Origin of the sequence: Streptosporangium canum (assembly GCF_900113865.1) — a bacterium.
In the GTDB taxonomy this organism is placed as follows: Bacteria; Actinomycetota; Actinomycetes; order Streptosporangiales; family Streptosporangiaceae; genus Streptosporangium; species Streptosporangium canum.
This window is the reverse complement of sequence record NZ_FOQY01000003.1, coordinates 200789-214070: the sequence shown is the minus strand read 5'-3', so window position 1 is coordinate 214070 and position 13282 is coordinate 200789. Positions and strand designations below refer to the sequence as shown.

Sequence of the window (13282 nt, the reverse complement as noted above, 5' to 3'; positions counted from 1 at the left end):
GGGAGCCGTACCGCGTTTCACGAGGGGGTGACCGTGAGCGTCTGGACGCCCGAGGCGGCGGTCGTCGCGGTGAGGATCCGCCTGTCCGGGTCCCAGGAGGAGGAGAGGGCCCCGGTGACCCTGCCGCCGCGGGGGAACTCGTCGGCGGGCAGGTAGATCTCGGTCGGGCCGCTCCCATTGGCGTCGAAGCGCACCGTCAGCGCGTGGGTCGCGCGGTCGTAGGCGATCTGCCGGGGGACGCCGCCGATCGCCCTCGGGTACGGCCTGGCGTAGACGGGGACGAGCGGGCCGGGTCTGCCCTCGCCGTCATAGGGGCCCCACGGCCCGGGATCACGCGACCAGTAGGCCCGGCCCATGCCGACCTCGTCGGTCATCTCCAGCATCCGTTCCACCAGCTCGGTGGCGCCCGGCCGGGTGGTGTCGAGGCCGAACTCGCCCAGGATGACCGGTCCGCCCTGACGCTCGGCCAGGCGGAGCATGTTCGAGCGCCACCAGCCGAGCGTGGTGTCGGTCCACTCGCGAGACGCGCCCACGTAGTCCTCGCCGAGGTCCAGCGGGAGCGGGTAGACGTGCGGGGCCAGGCCGATCCGGGGCTCGCCCGCCCGCGGGTCGTCGAAGCGGGGCAGGCCGCTGGGCAGGCCCCAGTTGACCCCGACCGCCTGCGGCTCCACGAAGATCCAGTTGTCCTGGTCGACGCTCCTGATCTGGGCGATCGTGCGACGGTAGAGCTCGGCCAGCGGGCCGTTCTCGAACGCCGCGCCCTGCACAGAGCCGCCCCACGGCTCGTTCATCAGGTCGTAGCCGATGACCGCCGGGTCGTCCTTGAAGTGGTCCGCCACCGCCCGCCAGGCTCTGGCGTAGTGGTCCATCAGCTCGGGGTGCTCGCCGGTGGTGTTCCAGAAGTGGTCGAAGGCCCGCATGACGCCGGGGTCCAGGTAGTAGAGCTCCCAGGTGTCGTGCTCCCCGGCGACCGGCAGGCCGTCCAGGTGGGTGGCCCATCCGGGGGCGCCGTTGCCCGCGCGCCCGTCGGGGGTGATCCGGTTGCCCCACAGGTCCTGGTGCATGTCGAGCATGACGTGGTAGCCCCGCTTGGCGTACCAGCCGACCCGCTCAGCCACCTTTTCCAGATATTTCGTGTCATAGACGCCGGGGGACGGCTCGACGGCCCGCCACTGCATCAGGAATCTGACGAAATTCGTGCCCATCGCCCGGTATTCGGTCTCGACGTCCGCCTCGGTCAGTTCGGGCAGCGCGTCCGGAGTGCTCTTGGCGCTGCTCGCGGTGTTGAAACCGTGCAGCGTCAGCACCCGCCCCCGGTCGTCGGTGACGTACCGCGAGACCCGTTCGGGGGCGTCGCCCCGGGCTGCCGAGGCCAAGCCTCCCGCCGCGACGACGGCCAGGGCCAGCCCGGCGGCGGCCAGGCGCGGGCGCCTCAACGGGACGCCTTCCGTACGGCGTCCGCACGCGGGTGTCTCAACAGGATGCCTCCATCTCCCCGCCGTCTTCCGGGGCTCTTCCCCGCGTGCCGTCAGAGCGGGCGGGGGCGCGGCGAAGCCCGGCGCGCGAGGTGCGGCGGGCTCCGGATCCGGGTCTTTCGTGGAAATCGGTTGGGCGCTAGCCTGCCGAACATGAGCATCGTTCGCAATAGCCTGCCGACGGTCGTCACCTTGCTGATCGTCTCGGCCTTCGGGATGTTCGGCACCGGCCTCGCCACCGCCGCCGGCTATCTCGCCGTGCCCTCCGCGGTGGGCCTGCCGTACGGCCTGCCCGGCCTGCGGCTCGTCCCGCTCGGCGAGACCGGCTGGGCCTTCACGCTCACCGAGAACCTCGCCGCCCTGGTCCTGGCCGGCGTGGTCGCCCGGGTGACCACCCGCCGCAGGGGCGGAGCCGTACGGGCCTTCTTCGCGGGCTGGGGCGCCTTCGCGCTGGGCGCCGCCGCGGCGGGCCTGCTGCGCGCGGTGGCCGTCTCCCAGACCGTCGAGGCCGGTCTCGGGGCCTACGCCGGTCTTGTCCTGGGCGCCCTGGCCGCCGGGCTGATCTGGGGCGTCATCCTGGGCTGGACGGCCGGGATCGCGACATTGGCGAGCGTCGGCGCGGAGACCGCGCCGGCACGGGCATAAAATCGTCAGGGTGAGCACGAAGATTCTCCCTGAGAGCGACATCCGGCCGGACCTGTCGCACGGCGACGGCGACCACGAGCGGTTCGCCCACTACGTCGAGAAGAACAAGATCATGGAGAGCGCGTTCAGCGGCACCCCGGTGCGCGCGCTCTGCGGCAAGGTCTGGGTGCCGAACCGGGACCCCCAGAAGTTCCCGGTCTGCCCCGAGTGCAAGGAGATCTACGAGGGGCTGCCCAAGGGCGAAGACAACAACAACAACGAATGAGTGTTGTTCATGGGTGATCGCCGCCGATGAGGTTACGGTCGGGATGCCGCGGGGCCGCGGCAATCGACCAGCAGATGTGACCTGTCGGGGGAGTGCATGGCTCGGCGTGCGATCGCCGCTGTATCGGCGTGCCTGTTCACAGCGGGCGCCGCTCCTGCCGTCCCCGCCTCGGCGTCCGCTGTGAGCGAGCCCCCCGCGGGGTGTGCCGCGGCCGTGCGGGTCACGGCCCCCGGCCGGGTGCCCGAGCCGCGGGCGCCGGGCCCGGAGCAGGCCGCCGAGATGCTCGCCGACCTGGCGCGGCGCCAGTCCGCCATGCGCCTCGGGCCCTGGACGCCGATCACGGTCTCCACCTGGGTGCACGTCATCTCCGCCGGCCCCCTGGGAGCGCAGGACACCGCGGTGCGCCGCCAGATCGACACGCTCAACGCCGCCTACTCCGGCCGGCTCGGCGGCGTGGACACCGGGATCCAGTTCCGCCTCGACGGCCTCACCCGGACCGACAACGTGACCTGGTTCCGGGATCCGGTCACCTACGAGTCGTCGATCAAACGGGGGCGCAAGGGCGGCGCGGAGACCCTCAACCTCTACATCGCCCAGCTCAGCCGGCTCGTGCTCGGCTACTCCACCTACCCCTACTGGTACCGGACCGAGCCCGGCCGCGACGGCGTGGTCATCGACTGGCGCAGCCTGCCCGGCGGGTCCCTGCGCAACTTCGACCGGGGGTTCACCGGCGTCCACGAGATCGGCCACTGGCTCGGGCTGCTGCACACCTTCGAGAAGGGCTGCGAGGCGCCGGGCGACGGGGTCGCCGACACCCCGCCGCAGGGCAAGCCCACCGAGGGCTGCCCGGCCCGCATGGACACCTGCAGGGGCGGCGAACCCGATCCGATCCACAACTTCATGGACTACTCCCACGATCGCTGCATGTCGGAGTTCACCACCGGTCAGGCGGCCCGGATGCACGAGATGTGGGCCGCTTACCGCGCCCCGGCGCCGGACACTACCCTTGATGGGTGACAGCACCGAAGACGCTTGACGCTCCATACGAACCTCCCCGGATCTTCGGTTCCGACTACCGCACGGCCACCCTGGGCATCCTGCTCGTCGTCACCCTGATCGCCTTCGAGGGCATGTCCATCGGCGCGGTGATGCCCGCGGTCTCCGAGGACCTCGACGCGCTCGACCTGTACGGCATGAGCTTCTCGGCCTTCCTCATCTCGGGCCTGTTCGCCAACGTCGTCGCGGGCCTCTGGTCCGACCGGCGGGGTCACGCGCTGCCCTTCCTGCTCGGCGTGGGCCTGTTCGTGGTCGGCATGGCCATGGCCGGCGCGGCCGGTTCCAAGGAACTGTTCATCGTGGCGCGCGCCGTACAGGGCTTGGGCGGCGGCGCGGTCATCGTGGCGATCTACGTGATGATCGCCCGGGTCTACCTTCCCGAGGTGCGGCCCAGGGTGTTCGCCGCCCTGTCCGCCGCCTGGGTGCTGCCCGCGCTGGTCGGCCCCGGCCTGGGCGGGATCATCGCGGAGACGGTCGGCTGGCGCTGGGTCTTCTACGGGATCGTGCCGCTGGTGATCCCGGCCCTGCTGATGCTGCTGCCGGCGCTGCGCACCGGGGAGGGCCCGTCGCCCGAGCCGGCGACCGGCCCCCGCTCCCGGCCGCTGGCGATGACCCTGGCGGCCGCGGCCACGGCGGGCGGCGCCGGGGTGCTGCTGTACGGAGTGGACCGGCTGCACGACACCCCGGTGCCCGGCGGGATCGCCACCGCCGCCGGACTGGTCGCGCTGGCCGTGGGCCTGCCCAGGCTGCTGCCTCCCCGGGCGCTCAGGTTCGGCCGCGGCCTGCCCACCACGGTCATGATGCGCGGGATCCTCGCCTCGGCGTTCTTCGGGGTCAACGCGTTCATCCCGCTGCTCCTCACCCAGGTGCGCGGCCTGTCGGTCATCGAGGCCGGGGTCGCGCTCACCATCGGGGCCCTGGGCTGGACGACCGGCTCCTACCTGCAGACCCGCCGCGCCTACGACCGGCCCCGGCTGGTGCGGCTCGGCGCCACGGCCGTCACCACCGGCATCCTGCTGACGCTGCTCGCGCTCGTGCCCGCCCTCACCGCCTGGGTCGCTGTGCCGGCCTGGGTCGTCGCCGGATTCGGCATGGGCATCGGCATCACCAGCGTCAACGTCACCGCGATGCGCCAGTCGCCCGACGCCGAGCAGGGCGCGAACTCCGCCGCCCTCCAGGTCGTCGACACCCTGGGCGGCGCGCTCACGATCGGCTTCGGCGGCGTCCTGATCAACCTGATCGGCCACGACGACATCGCCACCGGCTACACCACGATCGTGGTCCTGATGGCCGCCGTGGGACTGCTCGGGGTGATCGTGGCCGGACGCATGCGAGACGCCTCCTGACTCATCGGCCCCTCCCATAACGACGATCACCTATAGCCGGACCGCGCCCCGGAAGGCATGGTAGGACGGATAGGACCGTGACCGCCGGGAGGAGGCGTCGTGGACGAGCGCCCTCACCAGGCGTGGCAGCCGGAGGACCCCGGGCGCGGGGCCGGGGGCCGGGTGCGGCCGGCGGCGGAGCCCGAGCGCCCCGGCGGGCGCGGAGCGTGGCCTCCGGAGGGGGCCGGGGGCGAGGGGCGGCAGCCCGCCGCGGACCCGCCACAAGACGACCTGCCGCCCTCGGCCCGCTGGTACGGCACGCCCGCGGCCCCGCCCCGCCGCCGCCGGATCCCGGACCGGCTGCGCCGCCGCCTGCTCGGGGCGACCGCTCTGGCGGCCGGCGCGGCGGCCGTCGTCGCCGGGGGCGTCCTGCTGGCCCCCCGGCTCCTGCCCGCCGCCCCGCCGCCCGCCGGCGTGAGCGATCCCCTCGCGGGCGTGGCGTACCCGCTGCCCGAGGGCTGGCGGACGGGCACGATGCCGCCGGTCACCGAGTTCACCTCGGTGGCGGGCAGCGACGGGGCGGTGACCGTGATGTCCAGGCCGGCCGAGCCGGTGGCCGACGTGCGCGAGGCCACGGTGGAGCTCACCGACCTGTACGCCCGGCTGCTGCTCCACGGCGACGAGGTGAAGGTCGTCGACGACCGGGCGGTCACCGTGGGCGGACGGACCGGCCACAGCCGTTCCCTGCGGGCGGAGTACCGCGACGTCGTCAACCGGCCGGCCTATCTCCGTGTGGTGTTTCTCACGGGTGCCGGAAAGCGGCCGGTCGTCGTGGTGGGGATGGCTCAGCCGGACGATCCCCGGCGGCGGGCCGAGATCGACACGGTGATCGCCGGAGTCCGTTAGACGCGGCGGGCCGGCCGGGAACGCCTGCCGGGCGCCCGTGGCGGCCTGCCCGGAAGGCCCGGTGAGCGCCCTCGGCGGGGTGGTCCGCGGGCGCCGGGAGGCGCCGGGGGCGCAGCCGTACGGGGGCGGGGGGACCTCTAGCACGCGGAGGCGATCTTGGCGAGGATCTCGGCGGATCGGCACGTCTTGTCGGCGACTCAGATTACGCTGGGGACACTGTGAGCACTTCCGCCGCATCCCACCTGTCCCCCTCGTATCCGGACCGTGCCGCCTGGGGCACCGCGCCGAAGCTCCGTGCCTGGCAGCAGGAGGCATTTGACCTGTACTCCAGGCGTGAGCCACGTGACTTCCTCGCGGTCGCCACGCCCGGCGCGGGCAAGACGACCTTCGCGCTGCGCATCGTCAGCGACCTCCTGTCGCGAGGGATCATCAGGGCTGTGACGATCGTCACACCCACCGAGCACCTCAAGCAGCAGTGGGCGGACGCCGCGGCCAGAGTCGGCATCGCCATCGACCCCGAATTCAAGAACAGCCAGGGCGCGACCTCGCGTGACTACGCCGGAGTGGCCGTCACCTACGCCCAGATCTCGATGCACCCGGCGCTGCACCGCGCCCGGACCGAGGCGCGCAAGACGCTCGTCATCTTCGACGAGATCCACCACGCGGGCGACGCGAAGTCCTGGGGCGACGGCGTGCGGGAGGCGTTCGAGCCCGCCGCGCGGCGCCTGGCGCTGACCGGCACGCCCTTCCGGTCCGACGTCAACCCGATCCCGTTCGTCACCTACATGGAGGACGGCGAGGGCATCCGGCGCAGCGTCTCCGACTACTCCTACGGGTACGGCCCGGCGCTCGCCGACGGCGTCGTCCGGCCGGTCATCTTCCTCGCCTACGCGGGCGAGATGCGCTGGCGGACCCGCGCCGGCGACGAGATCGCCGCGACCCTCGGCACCCCGCTCACCAAGGACCAGCTCGGTCAGGCGTGGAAGGCCGCGCTCGACCCCAAGGGCGACTGGATCCGCCAGGTGCTCCACGCGGCCGACAGGCGGCTGACCGAGGTGCGCAGGGTCGTGCCCGACGCGGGCGCCCTGGTCATCGCCACCGACCACGAGACCGCCCGGGCCTACGCCAAGCACATCCGTGCGATCACCGGTGAGGGCGCCACGGTCGTGCTCTCCGACGACCCCGAGGCGTCAAAGAAGATCAAGCAGTTCTCCGCGTCCCACGACCGCTGGCTGGTCGCGGTCCGGATGGTCTCCGAGGGTGTCGACATCCCCCGGCTGGCCGTCGGGGTCTACGCCACGAGCACCTCGACCCCGCTGTTCTTCGCCCAGGCCGTCGGCCGCTTCGTCCGGGCGCGCAAGCGAGGCGAGACGGCTTCGGTCTTCCTGCCCTCGGTGCCCACCCTGATGGGGCTGGCCGGTGAGATGGAGGCCGAGCGCGACCACGTGCTCGACCGCAGCCTGCCCGAGGAGGGCCTGGACGACTTCCTCCTCGAAGACGCCCAGCGCGCGAAGGACAACCCCGACGTCCTGGGTGACGAGCTGCCCTTCGAGACGCTGGAGGCGGTCGCCACCTTCGACCGGGTGCTCTTCGACGGCGGCGAGTTCGGCACCGCCGCCGAGCCCGGTTCGCCCGAGGAGGAGGACTTCCTCGGACTGCCCGGCCTGCTGGAGCCCGACCAGGTGCGGACGCTGCTGAGCAAGCGCCAGTCCGACCAGCTCAAGGCCCAGCGGAACCGGCCCGAGCCCAAGGAGCCCCAGCTCGCCCCGCACGAGCTCATCGCCAACCTGCGCAAGGAGCTCAACGGCCTGGTCGGCGCCTGGAACCACCGCACCGGCCAGCCCCACGGCGTCATCCACGCCGAGCTCCGCCGGGCCTGCGGCGGCCCGGCCATCGCGCAGGCCACCGCCGAGCAGGTCCAGGAGCGGATCGACAAGATCCGTCAATGGGCCACCCAGCGGTCCCGCCAGTAGCGGGGCGTTCACCGGACCGGCCGCCGTTCACCGAGGCGGCCGGGCGCGTGTCCTCGATCGCCGCGCCGGAAGCCCCCGGCCCCGGCGAAGGCACGGGGACGTCGTCCGGGGTCATGAGGCCGCCGGGACCGGAGGGTGTCGCTCGTTCACAGGGCCTGCCGCAGCCGGCGCACACCTTCGGCCAGTTCGGCGAGGTCGTTGGTGGCGGCGAAGCCGAGCCGCAGGTGGGCCGCCGGTGGTTCGGTGGCGAAGTAGCGGCGGCCGGCGCTGACCGCGACGCCGTGTCGCCGGGCGGCGCCGGCCACCACGGTGTCGTCCGTGCCGGACGGCAGGCGGAGCCACAGGTGCAGGCCGCCGGAGGGCAACCGGGTGACGGTCCAGTCGGGAAGGTCGCGCGCGACGGCGGCCGCCAGGTTCGCGCAGCGCTCTCGCAGCGCGGTGGCCAGTGCGCGAAGGTGCCGGTCCCACGACGGGGAGCCGGCCAGCTCCAGCGCCGCCTCCTGGAGGGGGCGGGTGACGAAGAAGTCGTCGACCAGGCGGATCGCGCGCATCCGCTCCATCACCGGCCCGCGGGCCACCAGCGCCCCGATGCGCAGACTCGGTGCGGCGGGTTTGGTGAACGAGGTCAGGTGGACGACCGTGCCGTCGCGGTCGTCGGCCACCAACGGCCGCGGCACCGGTCCGCCGTGGCCGAGATGCCGGGCGAAGTCGTCCTCGATGACGAAGGCGCCCGCGGCTCGGGCCACGTCGACGACCTGGCGGCGGCGCTCGGGCGCCAGCACTGTTCCGGTCGGGTTGTGGTAGGTCGGCTGGCAGTACAGCAGCCGCGCGCCGGTCATGGCGAACGCCTCGGCCAGCAGGTCGGGCCGTAGACCGTCATCGTCAACCGGTACCGGGACCGGGCGCAGCCCCGCCGCTCGGGCCGCGGCTATCGCTCCCGGGTAGGTGGGCGATTCCACCAGGATCGGGTTGCCCGGCCCGGCGATGGCCCGCACCGCCATCGACAGGGCGCTCTGCCCGCCCGCGGTGATCAGCACGTCTTCCGGCGTCACGCCGGCGCCGGCCATGCGGGCGAACACGGCTCGCAGCGGGGCCAGACCGTTGAGGGGGGCACGGTCCCAGGCGCCGGGGCGGCGCGCCGCGCGCGCCAGCGCCGCGCTCAGGGCCCGGGTGGGCTGCAGGGAGCCGTGCATGTAGCCGCCGTCCAGCATGATCGTCCCAGCGGGCGGCGGTCCGAGCGCGTCGGTGACCGAGCCGGTGTCGACGGCCCGGTCGGTGAGCGCGACCGTCTGCCAGACGGTGTCGGCGACCTGGCCGCCCGTCCGCGCGCGCGGCGCCACGAACGTGCCGATGCCGGGGCGGGTGATCACGGCGCCTTCGGCCGCCAGAAGCGCGATCGCCTGTGACACGGTCCCCGGGCCGACCCGGTGGCGCTGGATGAGTTCGCGGCTGCTCGGCAGCCGATCGCCAGGAGACATCCGGGCCAGCGACGCGCGCAGGATGGCTGCCAGCTCGCCAGAAGTGCTACCGTCTTTCATGATAGATAACAGTAGCACTTCTGACATTTTCCCGGAATCACTACTGGACGTCGCGGCGCTGCGGGCCGACACCCCTGGCTGCGGCCGGGTCGTGCACTTCAACAACGCGGGCTGCGGCCTGCCGGCCACCCCGGTGCTGGCCGCGATGATCGACCACCTGAACCTGGAAGCTCAGATCGGCGGCTACGAGGCGTCGGCCGCCCGCGCCGAGGAGGTGCGCGGGTTCTACACGGAGATCGCCGCCCTGATCAACTGCGGACCCGGCAACATCGCTTTCGCCAGCAGCGCCACCCACGCCTACACCACCGCGCTGTCGGCGATCCCCTTCGAGTCCGGGGACGTCATCCTCACCACCCGCAACGACTTCATCTCCAACCAGATCGCCTTCCTGTCCCTGGGTAAGCGGTTCGGCGTACGGGTCGTGCACGCGCCCGACGCGCCGGAGGGCGGGGTGGACGTGGCGGCGATGGCCGCGCTGATGCGCGAGCACCGGCCCCGGCTGGTGGCCGCCACCCACATCCCCACCAACTCCGGCCTGGTCCAGCCCGTCGCCGAGATCGGCCGGCACTGCCGCGAACTGGACCTGCTGTACCTGGTCGACGCCTGCCAGTCGGTCGGCCAGTATCCGGTCGACGTGGCCGAGATCGGCTGTGACCTGCTCACCTCCACGTGCAGGAAGTTCCTGCGCGGCCCTCGGGGCTCGGGCTTCCTGTACGTGTCCGACCGCGTCCTGCGCGAAGGCTACGAACCGCTGTTCATCGACATGTACGGTGCCCGCTGGGTCGAACCGGACCGCTACCGGCCCGTCGACTCCGCCGCCAGGTTCGAGGACTGGGAGTTCCCCTACGCCGCCGTGCTCGGCTGCGCCGCCGCCGCACGCTACGCCCGCCAGGTCGGTGTCGCGGCCATCGCGCGGCGCTCCCCCTTGCTCGCCGCCCGGCTGCGCGACCGGCTCGCCGCCGTCCCCGGCGTACGGGTGCTCGACCGCGGCCCGCGACTGGGCGCCATCGTCACCTTCGCGATCGACGGCTGGCAGCCGCAGCCGTTCAAGGCCGCCATGGACGCGCGAGGCGTCAACTCGGCACTCAGCTTCCGCGAGTTCGCCCAGTTCGACTTCGGTGACAAGGACGTCGAGTGGTGCCTGCGGCTGTCGCCGCACTACTACAACACCGAGGAGGAGGTCGACGAGGTCGCCGCCGCGGTCGCGGACCTGAGCGGCGCCGACGGCCACGCCCGGCGCCGAGAGGGCGATCGGTGACGAGCGCCGGACTTCGGACCGAGGCGGCGGCCCCGTCGCCGCGGGAAAGCCTGTGGCGCAACGGCGACTTCCTCAGGTTCTGGCTCGGCGAAACCCTGTCGTTGCTCGGAGCCCAGGTGACGAGCCTCGCGCTGCCGTTGACCGCCATCTACGCCTTCCATGCCACCGACGAGCAGGTCGGCGTCCTGCGGTTCCTGCAACTGGCCCCCTACATCGGGCTCGCCCTGCTGTTCGGGGTCTGGGTCGACCGCGTCCGGCGGCGGCGGGTCATGCTCGCGGCCAATCTCACCCGGATGGTCCTGCTCGCCCTCATCCCGATCCTGCACTGGCTGGGAGTCCTCGGCATCGGGTCGCTGCTGGTCATCGCGTGCGCGGTCGGCGTCGCATCGGTGCTGTTCGACGTGAGCTGGATGTCCTATGTGCCCACCCTCGTAAAGGATCCCAAGCACTACGTCGAGGCCGGTTCCAAGATGGGGATCAGTTCCTCGGCGGCCGACGTGGCCGGTCCCGGGCTCGCCGGCGTCCTGGTCGGCGTGTTGACGGCACCGGTGGCGCTGATCGTCGACGCGTTCTCCTACCTGGTGTCCGTGGTCTCGTTCCTGCTGATCCGGACCCGCGAGCCGCGCCCGGAGCCCCCCGCCGAGCGGCACCTGCCGACGGAACTGCGCGACGGCCTGCGCTGGGTCTTCGGCAACCCGATCCTGCGGGCGCTGGCACTCGTCGGGTTCTGCTGCAACTTCTCCATGGTCACCGTCTGGACCATGTTCCTGCTGTACGGCACGCGCGACCTGAACCTGGCCTCGACGACCCTCGGCGGCATCTTCGCGACGGCCTCCGTGGGAGGCCTGCTCGGCGCCGTGATCTCCCGGAAGCTGATCGGGCGGTTCCCACTCGGGACGGTCTACTCCGTCGCGCAGTCGGCTCTTCTCCTGGGCCCGGCGCTGATCGTCCTGTCGGCGGGCCCGAGGCCGGTGATGGTGGGGATGTTCACCCTGTCCTTCTTCGTCACCTACCTGGGACTCGGCGTCGCCGGCGTCATCATCGTCAGCCTGCGCCAGACCAGCACTCCTCAGTCGATGATGGGCCGGATGACGGCGGTGTTCCGCACGCTGCTGTTCGGCGGAGGCGCCCTCGGCGGACTGTCCGCCGGCCTGCTCGCCGGCGAGATCGGCCCCAAGGCCGCGTTGACCGTGGCCGCCGTCGGCTCCGCCGCCGTGGTGGTCGCGCTCGTCGTCTCCCCGGTGAGCCGGCTCCGTGACATGCCGGCGGCGGTGCAAGACCCCGTGGCCGGCGCGGCGCAAGGGCGGGGATAAGAAGGAGCGTCAATCGGGCGCGGACGGTTCCCGCGAGGTCCGCGTGTGGGGCACCGGCGCCCCGTACGCGGACCGGCCGCGAAGGCGGCGTGGCCGTCGCGGGCCAGAACCGCCTCAAGGAGAGGCGATCGGGCGACCGGTGCGGCCGTCGATCGCGCCGAAGCCGCCCTTGCCGGGCAGCGGCGGCGCCACAGGGACCTGCACGGAGGCCGTGCCGCCGGCCACGCTCACCGGCAGCGTCCGGGCGCCCGCGGGCCGGTGCCGCATCGGCCCCTCGTGCAGCCAGACCTTGACGCCGCGGCGCTCACGGTGCAGGACGACGGTCGCGTGGTCGCACTCGCGCGCGGCGGCCGTCCAGAAGAGCGTCACGGCGCGCAGTGCGCCCTGCCGCCGGTCCAGCAGCGCCCGCTCGGGGGCGGGCAGCCTGGAGGTGCAGGAGGTCGTGCTCCCGGCCGTCGTCACCGCCGGGGCGCTCACGACCGGAGTGCGAGCGACCGGAACGGGCGAGACCCGGGCGGTGCCGTTGACCCAGATCGTGGCGGCCTCCAGCCCGGCCAGCGCGACCACGCTGCCCAGCCGGGTCGCGCCGTTGCCGCGCAGGAGCAGCCACAGGCACAGGGGGGCCAGGATCAGCCACGAGACACCGAGCACGAGCATGGGCGGTCACCACCGTGAGATCAGAGGACTACGACTCTCCGTAATACTCCTGTCACGTGAGGTAGTTGCCATCTTGGGGGTTTCATCAAATCTTCTTGGGCGTGGACAGCCCCGTCCTCGGGCGGAGGAGGAAACGCGGCGCGCGATCCGGCGGTGGGACAGGAAGTCTCACGGGCGACCGTGGGAATCCCCTCCCCTCAGGGAGGGGAGGATGTCATGACCGGTCGGTGAACCGGGCCGGTGCCGGAACGGTTCACCGGCCGGTCCGGGGCGCCCGGAGCCGGGGCCGCGGGTTCAGCCGCGGACCACCGGCTCGCCGCTGAGCCGGGCTCCGGCGGCGCCGAGCTCGGCCAGCGCGGCGTCCGTGGTGGACCTGGCCACCCCGGCGGTCAGGTCCAGCAGCACCTGTACGGCCAGGCCGTTGCCGACCGCGTCCAGGGCGGTGGCGCGCACGCAGTGGTCGGTGGCGATGCCGACGACGTCCACCGCGCTCACCCCACGCCGGGCGAGCCAGTCGGCCAGGGCCGTGCCGTCGGGGGCACTGCCCTCGAAGCCGCTGTAGGCGGCGGCGTGGGCGCCCTTGCTGAAGACCTCCTCGACCTTCGCGGTGTCGAAGGCGGGGTGGAACTCCGCGCCCGGGGTCCCGGCCACGCAGTGGGCGGGCCAGGAGCTCAGGTAGTCGGGCTCGGCGGCGAAGTGCTCGCCGGGGTCGACGTGGAAGTCACGGGTGGCCACGACGTGGTCGTAGTCGTGCGAGGCGGCGTGCCGGGAGATGGCCGCGGCGACCTCGGCGCCGCCGCCCACCGGCAGGCTGCCCCCCTCGCAGAAGTCGTTCTGGACATCGACGATGATCAGTGCGGTTGCCATGGAA

General features: G+C 72.8%; 12 protein-coding genes. 8 read left to right on the top strand and 4 right to left on the bottom strand.

The window, feature by feature from the left end:
* Window positions 1-17: 17 nt before the first annotated feature.
* Window positions 18-1436, bottom strand: a complete 1419-nt coding sequence (locus BM085_RS05635) for a cellulase family glycosylhydrolase (RefSeq protein ID WP_093885952.1) — start codon at window positions 1434-1436, stop codon at window positions 18-20.
* A gap of 192 nt (window positions 1437-1628) precedes the next feature.
* Between BM085_RS05635 and BM085_RS05630 the strand changes: the two genes are divergently transcribed.
* The 6 genes from BM085_RS05630 to BM085_RS05605 all read left to right on the top strand — a co-directional run bounded on the left by BM085_RS05630 (window position 1629) and on the right by BM085_RS05605 (window position 7645).
* The gene (locus tag BM085_RS05630) at window positions 1629-2120 is read left to right on the top strand and encodes a hypothetical protein (protein WP_143120813.1); all 492 of its coding nucleotides are present in this window, start codon (window positions 1629-1631) and stop codon (window positions 2118-2120) included.
* Between the two features lie 10 nt (window positions 2121-2130).
* On the top strand, window positions 2131-2385 hold the full coding sequence (locus BM085_RS05625; protein WP_031159042.1) for a DUF3039 domain-containing protein: 255 nt from the start codon (window positions 2131-2133) through the stop codon (window positions 2383-2385).
* 180 nt (window positions 2386-2565) lie between these two features.
* A complete protein-coding gene (locus BM085_RS05620) occupies window positions 2566-3402 on the top strand; it encodes a zinc metalloprotease (protein ID WP_245789141.1) in 837 nt (278 codons plus the stop codon).
* Complete coding sequence (locus tag BM085_RS05615; RefSeq protein ID WP_093885949.1) at window positions 3399-4787, top strand: MFS transporter; 1389 nt, start codon at window positions 3399-3401, stop codon at window positions 4785-4787. The genes BM085_RS05620 and BM085_RS05615 overlap by 4 nt, the downstream gene beginning before the upstream one ends.
* A gap of 99 nt (window positions 4788-4886) precedes the next feature.
* Complete coding sequence (locus BM085_RS05610; protein ID WP_093885948.1) at window positions 4887-5672, top strand: hypothetical protein; 786 nt, start codon at window positions 4887-4889, stop codon at window positions 5670-5672.
* Window positions 5673-5890: 218 nt separating this feature from the next.
* Window positions 5891-7645: a DEAD/DEAH box helicase gene (locus BM085_RS05605; protein ID WP_177244964.1), complete on the top strand. Its 1755-nt coding sequence runs from the start codon at window positions 5891-5893 to the stop codon at window positions 7643-7645.
* Window positions 7646-7791: 146 nt separating this feature from the next.
* Here BM085_RS05605 and BM085_RS05600 read toward each other — a convergent pair whose 3' ends face one another.
* Window positions 7792-9183 (bottom strand): aminotransferase-like domain-containing protein, encoded by a 1392-nt coding sequence (locus BM085_RS05600; protein WP_093885947.1) that lies wholly within the window; start codon window positions 9181-9183, stop codon window positions 7792-7794.
* Here BM085_RS05600 and BM085_RS05595 point away from each other — a divergent pair.
* Both BM085_RS05595 and BM085_RS05590 read left to right on the top strand, forming a co-directional pair.
* Window positions 9182-10441: an aminotransferase class V-fold PLP-dependent enzyme gene (locus BM085_RS05595; RefSeq protein ID WP_093885946.1), complete on the top strand. Its 1260-nt coding sequence runs from the start codon at window positions 9182-9184 to the stop codon at window positions 10439-10441. The two genes, BM085_RS05600 and BM085_RS05595, sit on opposite strands and share 2 nt — an antisense overlap.
* Window positions 10438-11754: an MFS transporter gene (locus BM085_RS05590; RefSeq protein ID WP_093885945.1), complete on the top strand. Its 1317-nt coding sequence runs from the start codon at window positions 10438-10440 to the stop codon at window positions 11752-11754. Before BM085_RS05595 ends, BM085_RS05590 begins: the two co-directional genes overlap by 4 nt.
* Window positions 11755-11868: 114 nt before the next feature.
* Here BM085_RS05590 and BM085_RS05585 read toward each other — a convergent pair whose 3' ends face one another.
* Window positions 11869-12411 (bottom strand): hypothetical protein, encoded by a 543-nt coding sequence (locus tag BM085_RS05585; protein WP_093885944.1) that lies wholly within the window; start codon window positions 12409-12411, stop codon window positions 11869-11871.
* A gap of 294 nt (window positions 12412-12705) precedes the next feature.
* Window positions 12706-13278, bottom strand: a complete 573-nt coding sequence (locus BM085_RS05580; RefSeq protein ID WP_093885943.1) for an isochorismatase family protein — start codon at window positions 13276-13278, stop codon at window positions 12706-12708.
* Window positions 13279-13282 lie beyond the last annotated feature (4 nt).

What these genes read in the sequence shown, in the direction of transcription:
- BM085_RS05630 (WP_143120813.1), top strand. Translation starts at nt 1,629, where the DNA reads ATGAGCATCGTTCGCAATAGCCTGCCGACGGTCGTCACCTTGCTGATC.
- BM085_RS05595 (WP_093885946.1), top strand. Translation starts at nt 9,182, where the DNA reads ATGATAGATAACAGTAGCACTTCTGACATTTTCCCGGAATCACTACTG.
- BM085_RS05600 (WP_093885947.1), bottom strand. Translation starts at nt 9,183, where the DNA reads ATGAAAGACGGTAGCACTTCTGGCGAGCTGGCAGCCATCCTGCGCGCG.
- BM085_RS05585 (WP_093885944.1), bottom strand. Translation starts at nt 12,411, where the DNA reads ATGCTCGTGCTCGGTGTCTCGTGGCTGATCCTGGCCCCCCTGTGCCTG.
- BM085_RS05580 (WP_093885943.1), bottom strand. Translation starts at nt 13,278, where the DNA reads ATGGCAACCGCACTGATCATCGTCGATGTCCAGAACGACTTCTGCGAG.